Genomic DNA, 19,395 nt, shown 5'->3' with positions numbered 1-19,395 from the left:
AACGTAATTATTTTCTCTAATCTATATATATCATCAATTCCCTTAAATAAACAATGTTTTATTGATAAATGATTTATATTGCTATAATGGCAGAGGAAAATGAAATTAATTTAACCAAAGTGATAAAAAAACTGTATGAAAGTAAAACGATTGCTCCATCATACAAAACCTCACATATAATATATACAATCATGTTTCTGGGAAATCAAGAAAAGGGTATTGGGCGTTATCGTATAAAAGATGAAGTAGGGTTGGGTGAAGGGGCAATGAAAACTCTGCTTAATCGATTAAGGGATGAAACGGTCATTAAGGTTGAAGTTCAACGCCAAAAAGGGCATGTTTTGACTGATTCTGGTCGCATTCTTTCTAATCGACTAAATTCAATGTTTCATTTTCCCGAACCACTTGAAAATCGTGATAATAATTATGTTGTTGGGAAGTGTGCAAGTTATACAATTATTAAATGTGCCTATTTAAAAGAAGACTATTCTATAGGAATTCAACAAAGAGATGAAGCTATTAAGATTGGTGGCACTGGTGCCACATGTTTAACTTTTGACGGTAAAAAACTTATATTTCCTGGAAAAGATCATTTTTCTCCCAATATTCAAGGACTAAATATTAAAGGCATAAAAAAAAATGATTTGGTACTCATTGGAGGTGGAAATACCCCTCAAAAAGCCAATCTCTCCGTTTTTGCAGCGGTTCTTTCTCTTTTGAAGCTGCAGTTGTAAATTATAATGTTAATTTAATTTCTGATGAGATCGTTGGAAATACATCAACAAAATTACTATAAAACATTTTTCGGAGGACATCTTCGTTCATTTCTTCTTCGAATAATTCAAAAGTATTACTTAATCCGAATAAGGAACTTTCTTGTAATCCCAACCCGCTGTCGAAGATGATTCGATCAGCGTATGAATAGTTCTTATATATTCGTAGTGCTTTTTCAGGTGCTACAGCTTGTTGTCCTACTGTAATTCCTGCTTTAATATCATCATCATGCGACCGTAAAACGAGTTGCAAAGTTTCCTCATCACAATGATCAATTATAGCCCTTGAAATATTCGCTTTTTTCAGTTCTTTTAAAATTATGGATGTATTCGCGACCTTATCTCGTTTTGGCGCTGCAATAATCACTGGTAAGTTATATTTGCTCGCAAGTGCCAACTGACGTTTCATCGTTGTATATTCATCCTTTGTTCCTTTTCCCATTCCAATTTCACCAATTCCAACTACCTTCTTCTCTCGAATATAGTCTTCCATAAACATCAAAGCCTCATCTAAGACTTTTGGATTAATTTTCGCAACAGCTGGAATTCCAATGACAACGTGTAAATTAATATTGAATTTAGCACATCGTTTCACATCTTGAATATTCCATTCAAAAAAATCTCGATAAGATTTCGCACTAGATGGATTTAAGGGGAGAACCATTGATGTTATCATATCTCTCAATCCAATGTGGCGTAACATTTTAAGATCTCCGATCGTCCTATATATTGAATGGATAATATCTAGTCGATGGCCAACTCCAAAGCCTTTCGTTGTATTTTTCCGAAACATAAATAATGATTATACATTTTCCAATATAAGAACGATGCTAAATCATACTTCAGTCAGAAGTGGCCATCAATATTCTGCTCAAAAAATAGAATCCAAAGACCTTTGGGTTGAACTGGGGGGTGTAAGAAGTGATATTTACAAAATAGATTCATTTCTGCTAAATGGGCCAAAATCCAAAGATGAATCACCAGATGCATACATTAGTACCCACCTTAGCTATTCTTTCCTTGAAATTACTCCTAAAGATTCAATCCCAGAAGATAATATTAGTATCACTCTTGATCCATCCCTAACGGATCAAGAACAAATTTCTATCCTACAATCCAAAAAAAAAAGTATTGAATTTGGATTCCAATGCAAGATTAGTTCCACCCGATTCAGCTCTTTTCAAGAAGGGTGGCTATATCGGCATGTAATTTCAATTTTAAATCAAATTGAAGGAGTGGAATTTCAATCTTACAATTATCTTCCCACTCTTCGTCTTCATAGTCAATTATCTATGGACTCTCTCTCGTCCAAATTAACTCACCTTTTTCAACATTTAATAATTTCAATGAAATCCAAATTCTCAGAGATAGATCACATTGATATTGTATTAAAAGTTGGGTCATTTTCTGTACAAAAAACGAGACAAGAGGCAGAATCCGTTATAGTGGAAAAACGAAAGAGTGCTACCCAAAAAGTTATACCCTATTCTCCAAGTACTGATAAAGGCTCTCACTTTCTTGCATTCACATTTGATCAATCTATTGCACCCTATGCAGCCATAATTCTTACTCCTTGGACTTGTGATCCTGCCGGCTATCTCTTTTATTCTGATTTTTCACCCACACATTTTCCTAAAGATTTGCTTACCAAGTACGGAATCATATTTCATCCATTAGGAGAATTGCTTAATTCGGTTACTGGTGAATTTAGAGGGATTAATTCTTATTTTGCCCAATTATCTTTTCAATCCATACTGCGAGTAGAATTGTTTGGTCTTGAATATCCATTACCGGGGAGTATTAATTCGGATGTAATAATCTTCCCTATTCCAGAACATCATGGGTTGGGGGTTCTCAATTCGTCTTATATTAACAAAATTTTCCAAAAGCTCTCTTATCCTAAATTGAAAGAACAATATGCCGAAGGTCATCAATATCCACAATTTCAAGTCTTATCACAAGTAGAATTACAGACTCGTCTCAGCCAATCTCCTGATTTGCTTCTATCGAAGATTGTTTGGATGAACTCTACACTTTTGGATGTTCTCAAAGCTGAATTAGAACAAGTAGATTTATCTCCTATTTTAACCGAAATTCAGACCAAGTCCATTAATGAACTTCCTGGTTTAAAACCATTGGTTGAATTAGATTCAAATTACACGGGTTCTGAAAAAAATAATGTTGAAAATATTGATACATTGGATATACAAATGATCCAAGATCTTCTCCTACAAAAAAAAACCCCTCTCCATTTCAAAAATGCAACGATTACTTTAACTTCTTCAGATGGAAGCACTTATGATGTTGAATTTACAAATCTTCAATTGAAAGCTGATTCCGTGCGCATTTCAAAAAAATAATAAGTCAAATACAGTTTTTTTTTATTCAATAGTTTTAGAATATTTCTTAAAATGACCATTTTTAGTCTGTTGGGTATTACCCATAATATCATCTCGATGAAAGATATCGATGAATTCTGGGGATCAATAATTTGCCAAAAATAGTTAACATTTCCTTTCCTAAAGATGGGACTGAACTTAAATTTTCTTTACCAGATCAAACAATTGAATATATGCAATCTTTGGTTGATCAAGGGGAGTATAGGTCCTTACCAGATGCCCTATCAGCCTTCACTTTAGAAGCCATTAACTTAAATAATCCATACCGTAAAGCGATGAAGTATCCTGTTGATTATCCTTTTCCTTCGGAAAAGTGTCCTGTTTGTAAAAAGGCTGAATTGGAGATTACTCACCCGCAAACTCAATTATTGGGTTATCTGAAACACTGTCCTGTTTGTTATTATTCGTTTCAATCTTGTCCCACATGTTCTACAGGAAATATTTATCGCATCGATAAAGAAGTCCAAGATCACATTGTAGTAATTGAATATTGCACCAATTGTGATTTTGAAAAGGAAGTTATGATTAGTGAGAATTTCCGGTACATTGATTTTCAGTCGATTTTATAAAATCGGTATTCTTCAATATACCAGATATTTTGTAGAAATCAGGTAAAATGATGATTTTTCTTTGAAAGAGGTGAAAATTTTCTCTTCAATTAGAATATCATTTTCATATTTTGGATTATCTTTTCTGAGCGGTTGAAATAGGATACAATGAATTGTTCAAAATCTTCAAAAAGGTCCAGATTTCCATCCCAGTCGATTATTTGATATGGCTGAAAATGTTGAATAAATTGGATTGAGATTTCCTTTAACATTTTTTTCATATTCTTGCGCTTTTTCGTGTGGGTACTCCGAGCAACAATGGTGGTATGATAGTCCGGCAAAAACATGCTCATTAAAAAATTCTTACCCATGGTGATATCATCAATGGCTGTATCGGAACATTGTTTTCCAAATTGATTGATCGCAGTAAAAAAACTCCCAAATAACAATGGATCCATTTTACTATCTACTGCATAATTAAACATACAGGCACCTGATTCATTTAGTATCCAGAGTTCATCCAATTCATCCATGGTTAATCCATCTTTTTTTTTCTCGTTATATATGAATTTGTTTTATTGGTATATCTAAGTTCAATATAATGGTGGTACTTATTTCCTAAAAATGATTTGATTCCATGAGAGGCAAAAAATTTTTGTTGTTATTGTTATTTCAACACCACAAATTCAAAAATTAGTTACTTCATAGATAATTCTTATGCCAAAAAATACAAACAAATTTTTCTTGTTTTCTGCTTTGCTATTTGCTGTTTTATTTAGAAATAAATAATTTTGATTTTCTGCTATTGATTCTCAATGTTAAAACAACTTGTTAAACCAGAAACCCTACTTTTGTTGGAGCTCTAAGCTGTTCAATTTTTTCACTTAATTTGTCAATAAGTTTCTGTTGTTCAATTAAGGCTGATAGCCAAACGTTTTCTGAAATCAAAAATCGCGCCGCTAATGATCCTGCATCTCCATGCATTTTAGCATAGCGCATAATTTGATCAAATAGGGGACGATCTTCTGAGCTGAGTTCTCGTTTGAAATTGATCCATGACTGGATTTCCATATCTAAGGCGGGGCGAAAAGAGGGTAATGTTCTTCCCATAATGGTCATGCTTACTATCACAGTCCATTTTAATGAAGGGGAAGGGTGTTCACATTTTTTAGACTATTTATTGAAGCATGTTGATCAGAATCTTTTTATATATGAATTGGAATAAGGTTATAGAGACAGAGCTGTTGTCAAAAAATTGCAAAAAGGTGAAATTATGTATCCAACCATCTTAATTGATATTTTCGTTCTCATTGGATTATTATTATTTTTAATTTATCTGCTTAAGGGTTATCAGATCTTCAAACTTGGATGGAATTGTGAAAAAACCTTTTTGAAATACTACTTAATTTTTTTTGTCATGGAATTCATTTGGTATTTAGCCAAAGTCATAAATTGGTTCGTTATCTCCACATATATTATTGATCAAAGTTATGAATCCATTGATTTTTCATTACATGAATCTTTTGAAGAAATAAATCTCATTTTGAGTCTTTTTAGCATGTTTGCCTCCTCATTTTTCTTTACCAAATTGGAAAATACTCTTCTTTATAGTCAAACAAGCGGAAAACTTGCTCTATGGATCTGGATTGCTCTGGCAATTTACTCCTTTGGTAAAATTTCTTTAATTCCAAATCTAGGGATACTCTCTTCAATAACCATCATCATTATCTTGTTCAAATTGCGTCGCTGTCGGAAATTAAGTCCAAAAATACGAATTTATTCCAGATCTCTCAGCTTTGGCTTATTATTATATGCGTTAGCAAACATTGGATTTCAATTTCTTAATTTTCGTTTTGAAGGGAAACCCCTATATTACATCTTTGCAGGTCGATATTATAGCGAAATAGAACTTTTTTTCTTTCTAAAACGTTTTACTCCTTTCATTTTCGCGCTTAGCATGATTTTTATCGGTTATGGTGCGATTATGACCTGCCATCTTCCTTTAGATAATTCCAAGCAGCGAAGCATTTTTGGTGTGAAACATCAAGATTTGAATTATCTTCAAGTTAGTATACAAGCTGCACAGTATCAATTCGGAAACCCAAAAATTATTCATACTTCTAACTCAATCAAACAAAAAGTCGATCTTTTAAAATCTCCTACACTTGACAGCAACCAACATAAGGTTTCTTCAACAGCAAATCAAATCTCCCTTTTCTCCCCTGTTAATTCTATAAACGAAACATCCCAACCTGTTTGCTCTAAGTGTAATGCTCGAGCCGATTTCGGTGCCTTATTTTGCCCCAAATGTGGACGGGATCTATAATCGAGAAGTTTTCTTTTTTTAACTGTCTGTTCGACTGAAATATTTTCAAAGAAGTAAATAATGAAACTTATTTTGATTGGGATAAGAAGTGCAACAGTTAAAAACGCACTGCATGAAATAATAGTTTGGACTTTGAAAATTATTATCATGACTGGCAGTGCGAACCAATAACGATGTCCAACAATTGAAATTGGGGGCTATCATCAGAACGGATTTTACCTGTACCAAATGCAATCGTGAGTATGTACAGTCGATACGGTCCGGTCGTATTTGCTATTATTGTCATCTATCTTATAGTTCTTGTTGTAGTGGCAAATGTGGTACCTGTGCACCTTGTTGGGAATCTCAACCTTCTGCGGAACAACGCGCCCAAAAACAACGATATTGGCGTGTTGTGCGCGGTAATTTAAAACCGATTTTAATCATTTTTCCCATTGTGTTTTTCGCGATTTTGGGTTCCGTTTTAATGAGCACTGTGGGAACCTTTGTGGGGTTATCTATTCTATTAGTCGGGACCTTCGGATCCGTGGGTATTTTCTCCGTAGTTTATATTAAAAAAGCTAAGGCGGTTGAACGCAAATATAATGCTTCTAAGACTAAGAAAAAGCGCCCTCCCTTGCAGAAATTCGAAAAAATGGCCATTGGTATTTTAATTGGGTTACTTGGGGTAATTATTCTCAGTGGAATTATCTTTACGATCATCTTTTTTGCATAACTTTTATGATGATATATGTTCATCAAACGAAAATTGATTACTGAATTGGATGAAAAGAGGAAAAAATAACCACAATGAAAAAAGGGGGGATGTATTGTATCTCACGATGCGCGAAGATATTGATCAAGGCGAGAATTTTGCCGGGTGGATTTTATTTGCTTATAAAAAAATCCTGAATTCAACAGAAAGAAGAAGAATCCTCCTAAAAATAAAATTAAGGGATAGAGTGCCCAATTTGTTTGAAAGAGTAATTCAAAATGTCGATAACTCGCAGTTTCGCTTCGATAATAATTTAAGAAAACTAATAATGTCGGTGAACTGGCTAATCCAATTAATGAGAGGAAGATGATTGTACAAAATACTAATCCTGACTCCTGAAGGTGAATTTTCCACATTTCTCGTTCCAGAATACCCTTTGATCGAAGAATGGCCATATTCTTTCCTGTTTGAATTTTCTCAACCTTGTAGAATAATAAAAATCCAATGAGTGCGAATCCGATAAAAAAGTAACTTTCTAATTGAAATAACCGAAAGGTCTGGAATTCAAAAATATCGTAGGGTGGTTCTTTTTCTTCAATATTACAATCTATTTTAACAACATTGGCTAAGAATTCAATAAAATTTTGTTTTTCTTGATTTTCTAATGGTTTTTCACCATATAGAAACATCTGAACTGATTTAACACATCCATCTTTTAGAAGATCATAACTCATAAAGATCTCCACATTCTTCACGCCCATGAAATCTCGATCTAAAAATGATGCTGGAAATTTATCATAAGCTCCAATAATTCTTCCATTTTTCCTTATCATGGTTCCATTTTCTAGTTTAATTGAAAAGCTAAATATATCATTTATATTTAATCCTTGATCAAACATGTAGGTGGGTACAAGAACTGAATCTGGTTGTTCCATCTGAGAACATATTTCTGCGAAAGTCCCTCCAATAAACCATTCGTCTAAAATCGTGGTATCATGCATCAGTTGAGCATAATTTAAAAATGAAAACCGATAGGGTTCTAAATCAGATGTATCCAAGCTGTGGATCTTAACTTCCCATCCCTCGTAATTTTCTGTTGAATATCGCTCATCATTTATTTGTGAATGGTAAACCATGTTGATATGATCAACACTTCCAAAATTAGTTTCATAAGTTAATGCTTGAGAGATGTTTGGGAGGGTCGAGAGGGATACATCTTCAAAAAGTTCCATTTCTATCACTTCACTTTGAGCAGTATATAAACTGAAGTGAATATTCTTCGAATATTGGTAGGAAGTTACTAAGTTGGATGAAAGGGTGATTAAAACTAGTGCAAATGTGTAGATCTTAATTATCTTTGTGTTTTTTGACCAATTGTGGTCCATATTCCAAATCAAGAGCTTTTTCATCGGATTTTTCTTAGTTTGGATCCTTTTAGGATGGAAGTTGGTTGGAGATTTGAGGTGTTTTTTGGGACCTTCTTCTTGGGTTTTTGCAATATCTGAATGGTTTTGGGATGAAATTTTGGTTTTTTGCTTTATAATCCATTGAGACATTTTATCTAATACAGAGTTCGTAAGTAATAACGGGAAACAAAAGGGTGCTATTCCCAGTACGGGTCCAAGCCAAAGGAGTATATACGAAACAAATTGGAAGTTTGTTTCTTGAATGAGATCCACATTAATTGGGAATCCTGTAATTTGGAGTACCCAAGCGAAGAGAATCAGACTGAATATTGTCCAGAGTATGATTATTTTTCCCTTATTCCACCTTTGGACCCATTTTGTGTTTTGAGATGCTGAATTACCAAGAAAACTTGTTAAATTCTCTAATTTTAGATGTTTAATCGAATTTCCTATAGCCACGAACCCAAAGCATCCTCCGAGCAGAGCGTAAAAGAAAATATTTTGGACAAAAAAACTCCAAAAACTCGTTTTTAAAGTCAGTAAAATAAAGGTCACTTCTGGGAAGAAATATGTCCCAAGGATCTTGCTCAGTAATAAGCCGCACTGTGAGCTAAGTATCCCACCAATGATCCCCAATCCTGTGCTTGTCCCCCAGAGGATCTTTTTTAACGTCTGCTGGTCCAGTCCATTGATTAGATATAAACGAAATTCTTCCCGTCGACGTTCTATGAAAAGAGAAAAAGTTAAGTTAACAAAAAGCCCCCCAAAGATAAAAATTGGGATGAAGATTAAAAAATTATAAAATCTTGCATTAAAAATATCATTTTCAAGAGTAGTTAAAATTATTTCCAAGCTTGTCATTTCGAATCGAGTAAAATTTATATCTAAATCATTTCGATATAACAACGCTTGGGGTTTAAAGGTGTCCTGGAGCTGGGACATCGTTTTCGAAGGAGTCTGTGATAGAAGCAATGTCCGATCAATGCGAAGATTCAAGCTGATTCGCTTTTTATAGGGATAAATCTCTTCATCAGGCACCGCTTCAAATCTTTCCAACAATGATGTGCCACATAATAAGATCGGTGAACTATCTCGGGGATTGTTCATGCCTATCATAGAATAAAATAAAGGAATATTAAGAATATTAAATTGAGAGAATATGGTCAAATTAGCGTCTTCCTTGGCAATCCAAGTATTAGGAGAAGGTGAAGTTCGGTTTGTTTCAGAATTAAAAAAGTCCAAATAAACCGATGCACTTTGATCTGTACTGCTTTCGGCGTCCGTATAGATTTCTAAACGAAGTTCCGACAAAATTGATTTTAGATCTCCCCCAAAATTAGTTATGACAAAATTCTGGGCCAACTCTTCATAAGAAGCTGTTAAGTTGAGAATTTTTCCATAACTTTGATTTTGAAAGATGTTGTAAGTTGCCTCATCTATTCCAATTATTAAAAAGTCTGTGTTAGTATTGGGATATCTCCATTCCTTACTAATATCCACTGATTCATTAGCATATTGCAAATTTGCTATAACATTTTCGATTTCAATAATTGATGAATAATATTTTGCTTCAAATTTAAGTTTGGTTGGATATTTATCAAGATGTTGATGAAAACTGTCGGTTGGATCTTAGCCAGATTTTAAAAATACATGAATGTCTGTCCCAATGTCGGCAATCCCTTCATTGATTGCTGTTGCTTGGGTGAGTCTGGTCATGTAAGAAACCGTGTTGAGGAGGGTTAAACTAAATGTGATGAGTATTACAATTGCCCATAACTCATGTTTTCCCTTGAGTAGTTTCCATATCGCTTGAATTCGCATATTTATTCCTGTCCTGCCAATAGATGATTGAACTTAGATTTGCGTTTCTAATTTCATCATTATACACACGTTCAATTGTCCCTCGAGACAAATGTTACTCCTTGCCTATCAAATTTTTTGATTCCAAATTAGATTGGAGAGATTATTTTGTGCAGATTACGTGTTATTAAAAAGATTCTCTTTAAATATTTTTCTTGAACTTCACCCCATTGCTTTGCTATAAATCCATTGTTGCATGCATCACTCTACTATAACAGGCTGTTGTGTCAAATTTATCATCCCAAAATGCGATTACTTCGGTGATAATGATAAAGGCTGTCGAAAAAACTCTTGGATTTATCACAACATCCCCTCATTCACATAGTGATAGTGATTCGCGGGAAGATCCTACCCTTCTCTTATAATTGCCCGTCCCAGAAGATTATATTGTATGTTAATGGGCTTAAAGATTATATTGTATGTTAATGGGCTTAAAGGGGTACATTTCTACTAATTAATGTGCTACCAGAAGATTTAACATGAACTTTGCCTAAAATAGGGCAAAAGGGCCCCAATAGCCCCTAAAGTTATTTTAAATCAGCAAAAAACAGTAAAATTCAGATGATAAAAAGATATTTATGCCAATTATTTATTATTCCATTCGATATTGTCTTTATCTAGTTTTTTTTTCCTAATGATTATTGAAATTATTGCTATTCCTAAAGTAACCATTATATTTCCTCCACTGATGGTTTTTGTATGGCTACTATAGTCGAAAGAATAATTGTAAAACCTCAATAATCGAAAGGAATTCATCATGCACTCAGATATTCCGGAATACTGCACAACTTCAAAAGTTTCTGTAGTTAATAACAACACGACGGCCAAATCTTCAACGAAATACCGTTGGAGTTCAAAAAACAAATGGATAGGAATTGCATTGGATGTATCTTGTAAGGCGTTTTTTGTCATTTCCGTAAAATTGGAATCATTTATGTTCAGGAAAGATTGAATACAGCTCTTACTAAAAAAAGATGCTAAAATGCTTGATGGATGATTATATTCAGCCCGTTGGCGAATATAAAAAATGTCCGTTTCTTCGTACATTGCTATTTCATAAGCTCCTACCATGGTCCCATACTTAATACTGAGATTCAATCCGATTAATGCCAGATTGGTCTGGAGATCTTCAAAAAAAAAGTCATGATAAATACCTCCAACCCATGGATATACCAAGTTTTGCAATGGAGATGTTTCGGTCAAAAAAAGCCATTCTTCGTCCGATGATAGTTCATTAAGTGCAAAAGAAGAGATATTCCCAAATTCTCCGTGATCGATCGCATCAAAAATATATTTACGTGCCATGATTAAATCCATTTTAGGTATTGTCAGGTTAGTAGTATGATACTTCACACCAAAGGGAATTATTGAAGTTAATTGATGAATATTTCTGCTTGTATCTTCATTGGAAGAAATGATGGAATAGTTAAAGGCATTAATAATTGCTTTTCTGGTGTTTTCTTTGAGTGTTTGGCAGTTCATTCCTAAATATGACATAGATACATCAGGAAGTGGAGCTTTTATTTCAAAATATTCAGAATCTTCATATTCTTCAATAAAATCAGGGTTAATGGAGGTAAGGAAATCGATTTTCCCTTGTAAAAAATCGTCGTTTAATTCAGTTGAGCCATATCTTGTTTTCCACAGAATTTCTTGAATATCTGGAATAGAAACTTCGTAGTAATCGGTGAAATACTTTAAATGAATCTCAGAACCCGAATCTACACCATTTATGTCATTCGTATATGAATCCAAGGTATAGGGGCCCGTTCCAATTAGAGAATCTCGAGAAATGTTTAAAAATTCGTGGGAAGGCGTGTATTTTGGATTATTGGACAGAATAAATGATCCAGTAAAACACAGCAAAGATTCAAATGGAGAATAGGGATAATTTAGACAAAATTTAACAGTGGTATCATCAATTGCAATTGTCTGATTTATTAACCAGTCAACTTCAGGATACAAATTTGCTAGAGGATTATAAATTGATTGTAGGTGGATCTGATTCTGATAACCTAATATATGATCCGATTGGACCAAATTTTTGTGCAAATTATTATCATAGGATAAGGAATACAAACGATCGAATGAGAAAATGACTTGCTTAGATGATAAAAATGTCCCATCGTGGAATAATATATCCTCTTTCAATTTAATTGTATATTCTGTTAAATTTTCATTCCACTGACCAAAATCTGCAGCTAATTGAGGTTGCATTTTCATATCTTGTCTATTAAGATCATAGGAAATCAATCCTTCGCAAATTTGGCTGATTAAATTAATAGAATTTTGATCAAGGGCTAAATGCGGATCTATATAAGGAGCGGAAGAACAAGTTGCATAAATTAATGGGCGTTTCTCAAAATCTATTGGTTCTGTATTACTAAAGGCGAAATTCGGCATTAGAATCAAGATTAAGCCATAATAAAAGAGTCTTATTTTTCTAAAATTAGTAGTTTTTCTTAAAGAAAGTTCCACAGTTTGTCCCCTCTGATAAGTTTATACATGAACTTGATATTTATTTTTTGGGAATTCACATCTATTGGAATAACATGGAGAAAAGCATCTTAAAGAGAAATTCAAATTCTTCCATTTTTCCTCTTCAAATCCAAACAACAACATTTTTCACCGAGATTAGGAAACATCCGAATCAAATCATCTAAATGTGAAAAAGAAACTCTACAATTTACACCATATATTACCTTGAACATACCAATTTGTATTAAATGTGGACAAATAATAGTCCGCGTGTAAATCCATTGTTGTATACCTCGCTCCATTATAATAGGTGGAGGTGTCACTCTTCATATCCGAAAATGCAATTCCTTAGGAGAGAATGATAAAAAGACGAAGAAATTCTTGGATTTATCACAACATCCCCTCATTCACATAGTGATGGTGATTCACGGGAAGATCCTACCCTTCTCTTATAATTGCCCGTCCCAGAATTTTTGAGGATTCATTTTTTCCCTTTTTGAATTTTTTTCCTCCCTTTTTGAGTTTTCAGCAGTTTCATATTTTTAAATTTTTACTAAATTTTTTATGGTTGAAAGTACTACTTATACTTAGCGACAATGGAAACGAGGGACTTTTTCTTTGAGGGCAAAATGCGCGACTTTGAATTAAAAATCGTGGATTTTATGGTGGAAGATACTGTGATAAATGGTGGAAACCCCAATACTACGCAAGTGTATACTTATATTTTGTTGCATCGTAAATTGACTCAACAACAGCTCTCTGAACTCACAGGGTTTCCGAAAAGTAAAATATCCAAAATAACTTCCCTCTTGGTTAAAAATAAAATTTTCACAAAGAAAACCATCCCTGGAACCCATACTAACGAATACTTTTTGATTGATCATCCCAATGATCTAAATGAAATTCCTGCCAGTATTATTCTCAGCGGTTTTCAGACTATGATCTCCTTTTTTAATTCTCTCATTGAAGATCTTCGTGAATTGAATGCTGATGAGCATCCAGGTAGGGATTTACTTTTATGGAGAATTAATGATTTCTCCAAGTATGCCCAAGTTTGTTCGGCCATTATCGAAGAAAATAAAGATGAGAGTGGTATTGAAGATTTTCAAGTTCCGGCGTTCGAGGAAGATCCGAGTATTTTTACGGTTGAATTTCGTCAAAAAATGGAAGCTTATTTGACCAATGATGTATCCGTAGGATCAGTGATTTTAGAATTTTCACCCCAAGTACGGGAAATTGAAGAAAATTTCCATAAATTTCTGGAAAGGGGTGTTTTTAAGAAAGAAAAACCTTCTTTAGAACATATTCTTGCCTTTTTTATTTCACGAGGGAAGCTTACTCAAAAAAAGTTACAAGATCTTACTGATTTTTCAGCTGGAACCATTTCACAAAGCTTAAAACGGTTTTTGGATACGAAAAAGATTGATTTAGTGAAAAGTAAAGACCGTAGTACCAGTGAAAAATTTTATTCGATGCACTCCATTTCATTGACTCTATTCTCTCACCATTTATCGGTATATAAGGAAATGTTACGATATCTTCCGGAGTTTCGAGAAATCAAGAATGAGATGAATGCTTTTTCAAATGAATATCTCTTACAAGATGGCTATTATCCTATTTATACAATCGTAGATAAAATTATTACTGTGTTTTTACCGCGCTATGAAAAAGAAATGTTGGAACATGAGAAGTTGTTGGAATTACTCGGCTCAGGATATTAAGTTTCACGTTTAAGAAATAATCACTTCAAAGTTTGATTTGCAAAATTCTGAAAAGCTTGAAAATGCACCAAGGGTTTTTGAAGATTTAATTAGCAATTTTTCTTGAAGGGAAAGCGCTCACTTTGTATTTAGATACAAATCCTAACGTTTGCCTTAATAGGGATTTAGGGATATAAAAATGAAATGTTACTTTTTTCTCGAGCAAATGGGAAAAAGGGGAATGCTATTCTCGAGTGATAATTAAATGAAATCCATTAAGAGATCAGAACCAAAAATATGATCTAAAAAGAGAAAAAATTACTAAAACCATTCCATTAAGTGCAATTCATGATATTGCTTATTCTACGGTTTCAGCGAGTGGAGAATTCTTTTTATAATTGACTATGAAACGATCCAAGTACATAAACGGTGTATCAATCACTCCAAAGATCCATTTAGTAACCATTTGCCCTAACATCGTTGCGGGAACAATGGCCCAATTTCCGCCAAAGACTCCAAAGGCTAAAGTCACGAAGATCACGGAATCTAATGCCAACATGGGTATATCACTTAAACAACTGCGTACCCACAGCATTTTTCCCTTCGTCCACTTCATAATTTTTTGATATAACCAAGCATCCATGTTTTCGGTTAGAAGGTAGGAAATCCAGCTGGCAACCGTAATTCCAATCGATTGTTGAAAAATCATTAACCATTGAGCATTATCTATCCCCCAAATTCCTGCGGGTTCCAAAGAATTACCAAACCAAATGAAAATGATAAACAATATTTGAGTAATGAAAGCGATGAAAATCATTCTATGCGTTTCTTTTTGACCGAAGTGTTCATTCATGGTATCAGTCAATTGGAATGTGAATGGGAAGATGATGACTGCTGCAGGTGCCGTAAAACCCCAGAAATCTGCGAGTTTTGCAGCGAGGATTTGAGAAAGGGCAATATATAATACATAAATAGCAATAATTACTTCCGATTTTTGATATTTCCGAACGTAAAAGGCGATAAAGCTTGTCGAAATCACGAGCGACAAGATCCAGAATATAATAATAAAATAATTCATAATAATCTAACCTACCTGTGGATATTTAGCCACCGGGAAATTTCTGACTTGCCCTTATTTCAACGTCTATCACAAACACGAACAGTTGAGAAGGACAGGCACACCATTTTGAGGGTTATCCTTGATAATTTGTCATCCTACTAAAAGTTGTTGGCTAAATATTATAGCAGGAGGAATTCTAAATCGTACTTATAGATACGATCCAATTTAATTTAAAAAGAAATAAAACAAATTGACCTTAAGGGATAAATTGATTATGTCAGTGAATTTTGCAGTGAAAGATTTATATTTTCATTCTCATCAAACTAAATCGACTTTTTGGACAAACTCTACCCTAATTGGGATGTTGATTTATTTTCAATGTTTAAATGCGGGGTTTGGTGCAGATGCAGATGTAATTAAAATGACCATTGCCTCTTTTTCTGTTATATCCTTTTTTTATCAATATTCATCCCTTTTAATTAAATTAATTTACATTTTAACCGTGGTTCTCGTGATTGGCAATAATCATGCGATAATTTTATCTCGAAAAAAAGATATAGCATCAATGAAATCCACGGGTTGTCTGCCAAACCTCCTATATAGTTATTATCTCTTTGAATTATTATTTCTCGTTATCATAAATTTTGCCGTAGGTGCGTTGGGAAGCGTTTTCTTCTACATCATAAGTTATTATATCATATCTTCTGGAATTCCAAGTTTCAAGTGGGTCTTAGACTTGAAATATGGGGCTTTATTATTAGTAATCTTGATTTTAGTTACTTTCTTCTTAAATGGGGCAGAAATTCGAAAAATTGGAAATAAAACCTATAATCAGACGAAAACGGGTCATATTCAAGATCAAATGCGAGCAAAATTGGGCAAATTTTGGAAAAAGTGGTTGGCAAATAAACCTGTTAGTATGATTATTGCCATTAAAAATTTAAAACGCAAGAAATACCACGTGCAGCAATTTTTAATTATTATTTCCATTGCTGGGCTCGTTTTATTCGTTAGCATCATTGGAGCGCTGACTATTGGATTGAATAATAAGCAAAATATACGGGATGCTCAAAGTAAGAATATCCTGATAATTGCTGCAGATCCAATTATTTCTTCTATGGAAGCTTATTACAACAAATTCAATGATCCCACCACAGATATTACCGTTGATATTGAATGTGAAAATCTATTATATAATTTAACCGATTTTGAACCACAACTGTTGAATTTACTGAGTAATTATTCTATTGATAATATTGATCATCGATTGTATTCCCAATTAACGGTAAATCCAATTATGGATAGTGCAATTAAAAGTAGTTTAATTGCAACTAATCCTTTTCTAGAAAATAGTTTTAAAGATTGTTCTTCCAAGAAATATGAAAAACTAATTCCTCTGCAAGGGATAGATTCAACCTGTACATCTCAAAATTGGAAATCGATTGCTGGGGATCAATTCAACGGATCAGGGGTTGCCATTGGAGATACCTTGGCTAATGCGATTTTTGATTATCCTTTATCTCAAAAAATTCGTTTAAACTCATCTAAATTGGGGATTGATATGAACTATCCGATAAATTCGATTGTCGCAGATTCTTTAAATAATGGAAATTCGGCGTATTTATCTTTAAAAATTTTGCAGAACATATTTGATCGGCCTAATTTTGTTAATCTCCTCCTTATTGACTTCAATTCCCTTCTTCAGACTTCAAATAATATTTCCCTATTTTTGAAGGATGTGGAAAATTTGATCTCGAATGAATTGGGGGAGAACTTTCGATTGCTGGATTTAACTCCCACCTTCAAACAAAATTTGCAAATTGTAGGAATATTTCAAAATATTTTTCTAGTCATCAGTCTTGTTATCAGTGTTGTTATCCTTTATTTGCTCTATCAATATCAACGGGGTCGAATTTTAGAAGAGCAAAAAGATTTAATCATCATAAAAACGCTAGGAGGCAAACGTTCATTACTTCAGAATATCATTATGATTGAACAATTATTCTTGCTCTTAGTTGGGCTATTATTAAGTTTTATCGCGATGTTAGTAATTATAATGTTCTTCTTACTCGAAGCGGGAATTCTTCCCTCATTAATCGTGCCTATAATTACTTTTGTTGCTGTTGTGGGGGTTTTTTCCGCTATTTCAAGATGGAATATAATGAAGATAATGAAAAGAAATCATACTGTTGTCAATTGTGCTCAAATTTAGTTTTGAACTATGTTAAACATCTTTTTTTTCAAACATTATATATTGCTCTTTTTTACCCTTTATGCCTTTGGAGCTAAAAAATATGAATTTTTGTCCCGATAAAATTATTTTCTTTTAAATTGGAATGGATTTTGATAATTGATGAGATTTCTAACACTTCTATTAAAAAAGAAAACCAATGCAGCGATGTGTGCATTTATTTTTCTCGTTTTTCCTTTAAATATTCTCGAGATAATTCCAATTTCTGCAGATATGGGACAAAATGATGAGTTTTCTTCACTCGTGCCCATAAAAAATGTTCCAAAATCTGCCACGGATCTGAATTCCATGATTATTAAATTTGGAGGTGATGGAACAGATCGAGCATATGGAGCCACAAAAGATATCTTCAATAACACTTATATCTGTGGGTTAACAACTTCTGTTAATTTTACTGTAACTGCTAATGCATCCCAGGTGAATTATGGTGGTGGTGATTGGGATGGTTTTGTTATGAAAATATCTTCTCAGAACCAGCTATTGTATTCTTCCTATTTTGGGGGAAATAGATTAGACAATTTGGGGGATGTTTATTTCAATTCTTATAATGAATTGTTGATTGTGGGTAGTTCAACATCTTCCGACATACCTTACCTAGATTCCAGTTTTCCTGAGAAAACAGCCAATGAAAATAATTTTGTGTTAGTGATGGATTTTGAAACAATGCAAATCAGTAACATTTCATTTTTTGGAGGAAGTGGCTTTGACAATGTGCATAGATCTACAATGGATAGTAATGGGAATATCATTTTAATTGGGGATACAGATTCAAAAGATCTTCCAACATCCAAGGATTCAATTCAACAAGAATTGAAGGGGGAAAATGATTTATTTATCTGCAACTATTCTCGATTAAGCCATTCATTTGAATATATAACTTACTTTGGTGGCTCTGACACGGAAGCTGAACCTGCAATTGCTGTAAATGCGGATGGGTTGATTGGAATCATTGGGTATACTCGATCAACCGATGTGAATTTAACATCAAACGCTTATCAAACACACCTGGGGGGAGGAAATGATGTGCTGATAAGTGTTCTAAATGTCTCAGCAAGAAAGGTTGAATTTTGTACTTATTTCGGAGGGAATGGGGGAGATTTTGGCTATGGGATTGCATTTTCTAAGGATAATGAGTTGGTAGTTAGTGGAAATACCTATTCAAGTAATTTTCCAACAATGAATGCTCAGGATTCAACAAATAATGGAGAATTCGACGTATTTTTAAGCATTTTCTCCGCAAATCTCTATGGGTTAAAATATTCATCCTATTATGGAGGGAACGGGGAAGATCAAATATCTGGTTTGAAGATTACCAAAGATAACTTAGTAATTATATATGGATCTACAGCTTCCGAAGATTTTCCTACTACTGAATCGGCAATTCAATCAACTCTTAATGGAGAAAACGATGGGTTTATTGCTATTGTCAATTTAAATGGGATGATTGAATTTTCAACATTTTTTGGGGGAATAAATCAAGATAACTTTTGGAATTTGTGTATCTGTTCAGAATCAAATGAAATAATCCTTCCAGGGTCATCAAATTCACTTGATTTTCCAAGATTGAATGAAGTATCCAGTTTGGAAGAAGGCCAGGAAATTGATGGATTTGTGTGCATTTTCTCAATTGATGCTTTAATAGGAGGAGCGATAGAAAAAATTGGAAGTTCATCTGTGTCAAGTTTTCCTTTAATTTCCATAATGGTGGGTGCTTTATTTATGACGATTTTGTTATTAAAGAAGAACAGTAAGATCAGAGCCTAACTCATTTTTTTTTTATTCGATAAATATTCGTTTTTTTTCAGTATTTCTGAATTTAAGAAATTCAATTTGAGTATCAAATCCTTTAGATCGTATGCATTTTTAATGGTTCATCTAAGACACCATGCGCTGTTTCGCT

General features: G+C 33.6%; 16 protein-coding genes. 8 read left to right on the top strand and 8 right to left on the bottom strand.

Annotated elements, in window-relative coordinates; genetic code table 11:
• Window positions 1–86: 86 nt before the first annotated feature.
• Window positions 87–734, top strand: a complete 648-nt coding sequence (locus tag NEF87_RS09395) for a DUF4443 domain-containing protein (protein WP_457919593.1) — start codon at window positions 87–89, stop codon at window positions 732–734.
• A 1-nt stretch (window position 735) separates the two neighbouring features.
• Here the strand turns inward: NEF87_RS09395 and NEF87_RS09390 are convergent, their stop codons facing one another.
• Window positions 736–1,566, bottom strand: a complete 831-nt coding sequence (locus NEF87_RS09390) for a TatD family hydrolase (protein ID WP_371806197.1) — start codon at window positions 1,564–1,566, stop codon at window positions 736–738.
• A 34-nt stretch (window positions 1,567–1,600) separates the two neighbouring features.
• Here NEF87_RS09390 and NEF87_RS09385 point away from each other — a divergent pair, with 34 nt between their 5' ends.
• Window positions 1,601–3,133: a hypothetical protein gene (locus NEF87_RS09385; RefSeq protein WP_457919592.1), complete on the top strand. Its 1,533-nt coding sequence runs from the start codon at window positions 1,601–1,603 to the stop codon at window positions 3,131–3,133.
• Window positions 3,134–3,264: 131 nt separating this feature from the next.
• Window positions 3,265–3,741: a hypothetical protein gene (locus NEF87_RS09380; protein ID WP_457919591.1), complete on the top strand. Its 477-nt coding sequence runs from the start codon at window positions 3,265–3,267 to the stop codon at window positions 3,739–3,741.
• An 89-nt stretch (window positions 3,742–3,830) separates the two neighbouring features.
• Here the strand turns inward: NEF87_RS09380 and NEF87_RS09375 are convergent, their stop codons facing one another.
• Window positions 3,831–4,253, bottom strand: a complete 423-nt coding sequence (locus NEF87_RS09375) for a hypothetical protein (protein WP_457919590.1) — start codon at window positions 4,251–4,253, stop codon at window positions 3,831–3,833.
• Between the two features lie 298 nt (window positions 4,254–4,551).
• The gene (locus tag NEF87_RS09370; RefSeq protein WP_457919589.1) at window positions 4,552–4,839 is read right to left on the bottom strand and encodes a hypothetical protein; all 288 of its coding nucleotides are present in this window, start codon (window positions 4,837–4,839) and stop codon (window positions 4,552–4,554) included.
• A gap of 154 nt (window positions 4,840–4,993) precedes the next feature.
• Here NEF87_RS09370 and NEF87_RS09365 point away from each other — a divergent pair, with 154 nt between their 5' ends.
• Window positions 4,994–6,046: a hypothetical protein gene (locus tag NEF87_RS09365; protein WP_457919588.1), complete on the top strand. Its 1,053-nt coding sequence runs from the start codon at window positions 4,994–4,996 to the stop codon at window positions 6,044–6,046.
• Between the two features lie 157 nt (window positions 6,047–6,203).
• Window positions 6,204–6,761: a hypothetical protein gene (locus NEF87_RS09360; RefSeq protein WP_457919587.1), complete on the top strand. Its 558-nt coding sequence runs from the start codon at window positions 6,204–6,206 to the stop codon at window positions 6,759–6,761.
• A 101-nt stretch (window positions 6,762–6,862) separates the two neighbouring features.
• Here NEF87_RS09360 and NEF87_RS09355 read toward each other — a convergent pair whose 3' ends face one another.
• From NEF87_RS09355 to NEF87_RS09340, 4 genes are all read right to left on the bottom strand, one after another.
• Window positions 6,863–9,667, bottom strand: a complete 2,805-nt coding sequence (locus NEF87_RS09355) for a hypothetical protein (protein WP_457919586.1) — start codon at window positions 9,665–9,667, stop codon at window positions 6,863–6,865.
• Window positions 9,668–9,775: 108 nt separating this feature from the next.
• Window positions 9,776–9,967: a hypothetical protein gene (locus tag NEF87_RS09350; RefSeq protein WP_457919585.1), complete on the bottom strand. Its 192-nt coding sequence runs from the start codon at window positions 9,965–9,967 to the stop codon at window positions 9,776–9,778.
• A 217-nt stretch (window positions 9,968–10,184) separates the two neighbouring features.
• A complete protein-coding gene (locus NEF87_RS09345) occupies window positions 10,185–10,310 on the bottom strand; it encodes a hypothetical protein (protein WP_371806191.1) in 126 nt (41 codons plus the stop codon).
• A gap of 281 nt (window positions 10,311–10,591) precedes the next feature.
• Entirely contained in the window at window positions 10,592–12,409 is a 1,818-nt protein-coding gene (locus NEF87_RS09340; protein ID WP_457919584.1) for an ABC transporter substrate-binding protein, read from the bottom strand.
• A gap of 671 nt (window positions 12,410–13,080) precedes the next feature.
• Here NEF87_RS09340 and NEF87_RS09335 point away from each other — a divergent pair.
• Window positions 13,081–14,205, top strand: a complete 1,125-nt coding sequence (locus NEF87_RS09335; RefSeq protein ID WP_371806190.1) for a hypothetical protein — start codon at window positions 13,081–13,083, stop codon at window positions 14,203–14,205.
• A 337-nt stretch (window positions 14,206–14,542) separates the two neighbouring features.
• Here NEF87_RS09335 and NEF87_RS09330 read toward each other — a convergent pair whose 3' ends face one another.
• A complete protein-coding gene (locus NEF87_RS09330) occupies window positions 14,543–15,223 on the bottom strand; it encodes a queuosine precursor transporter (protein WP_457919583.1) in 681 nt (226 codons plus the stop codon).
• A 295-nt stretch (window positions 15,224–15,518) separates the two neighbouring features.
• On the opposite strand from NEF87_RS09330, the gene NEF87_RS09325 reads away from it, so the two are divergent.
• Window positions 15,519–17,456 (top strand): hypothetical protein, encoded by a 1,938-nt coding sequence (locus NEF87_RS09325; protein ID WP_457919582.1) that lies wholly within the window; start codon window positions 15,519–15,521, stop codon window positions 17,454–17,456.
• Window positions 17,457–17,597: 141 nt separating this feature from the next.
• On the top strand, window positions 17,598–19,259 hold the full coding sequence (locus tag NEF87_RS09320; RefSeq protein ID WP_457919581.1) for a hypothetical protein: 1,662 nt from the start codon (window positions 17,598–17,600) through the stop codon (window positions 19,257–19,259).
• Window positions 19,260–19,395: the final 136 nt, after the last annotated feature.

Source organism: Candidatus Lokiarchaeum ossiferum (assembly GCA_025839675.1).
Lineage (GTDB): Archaea > Asgardarchaeota > Lokiarchaeia > Sigyniarchaeales > Promethearchaeaceae > Lokiarchaeum > Lokiarchaeum ossiferum.
This window is presented reverse-complemented; position numbering and strand designations above follow the sequence as displayed.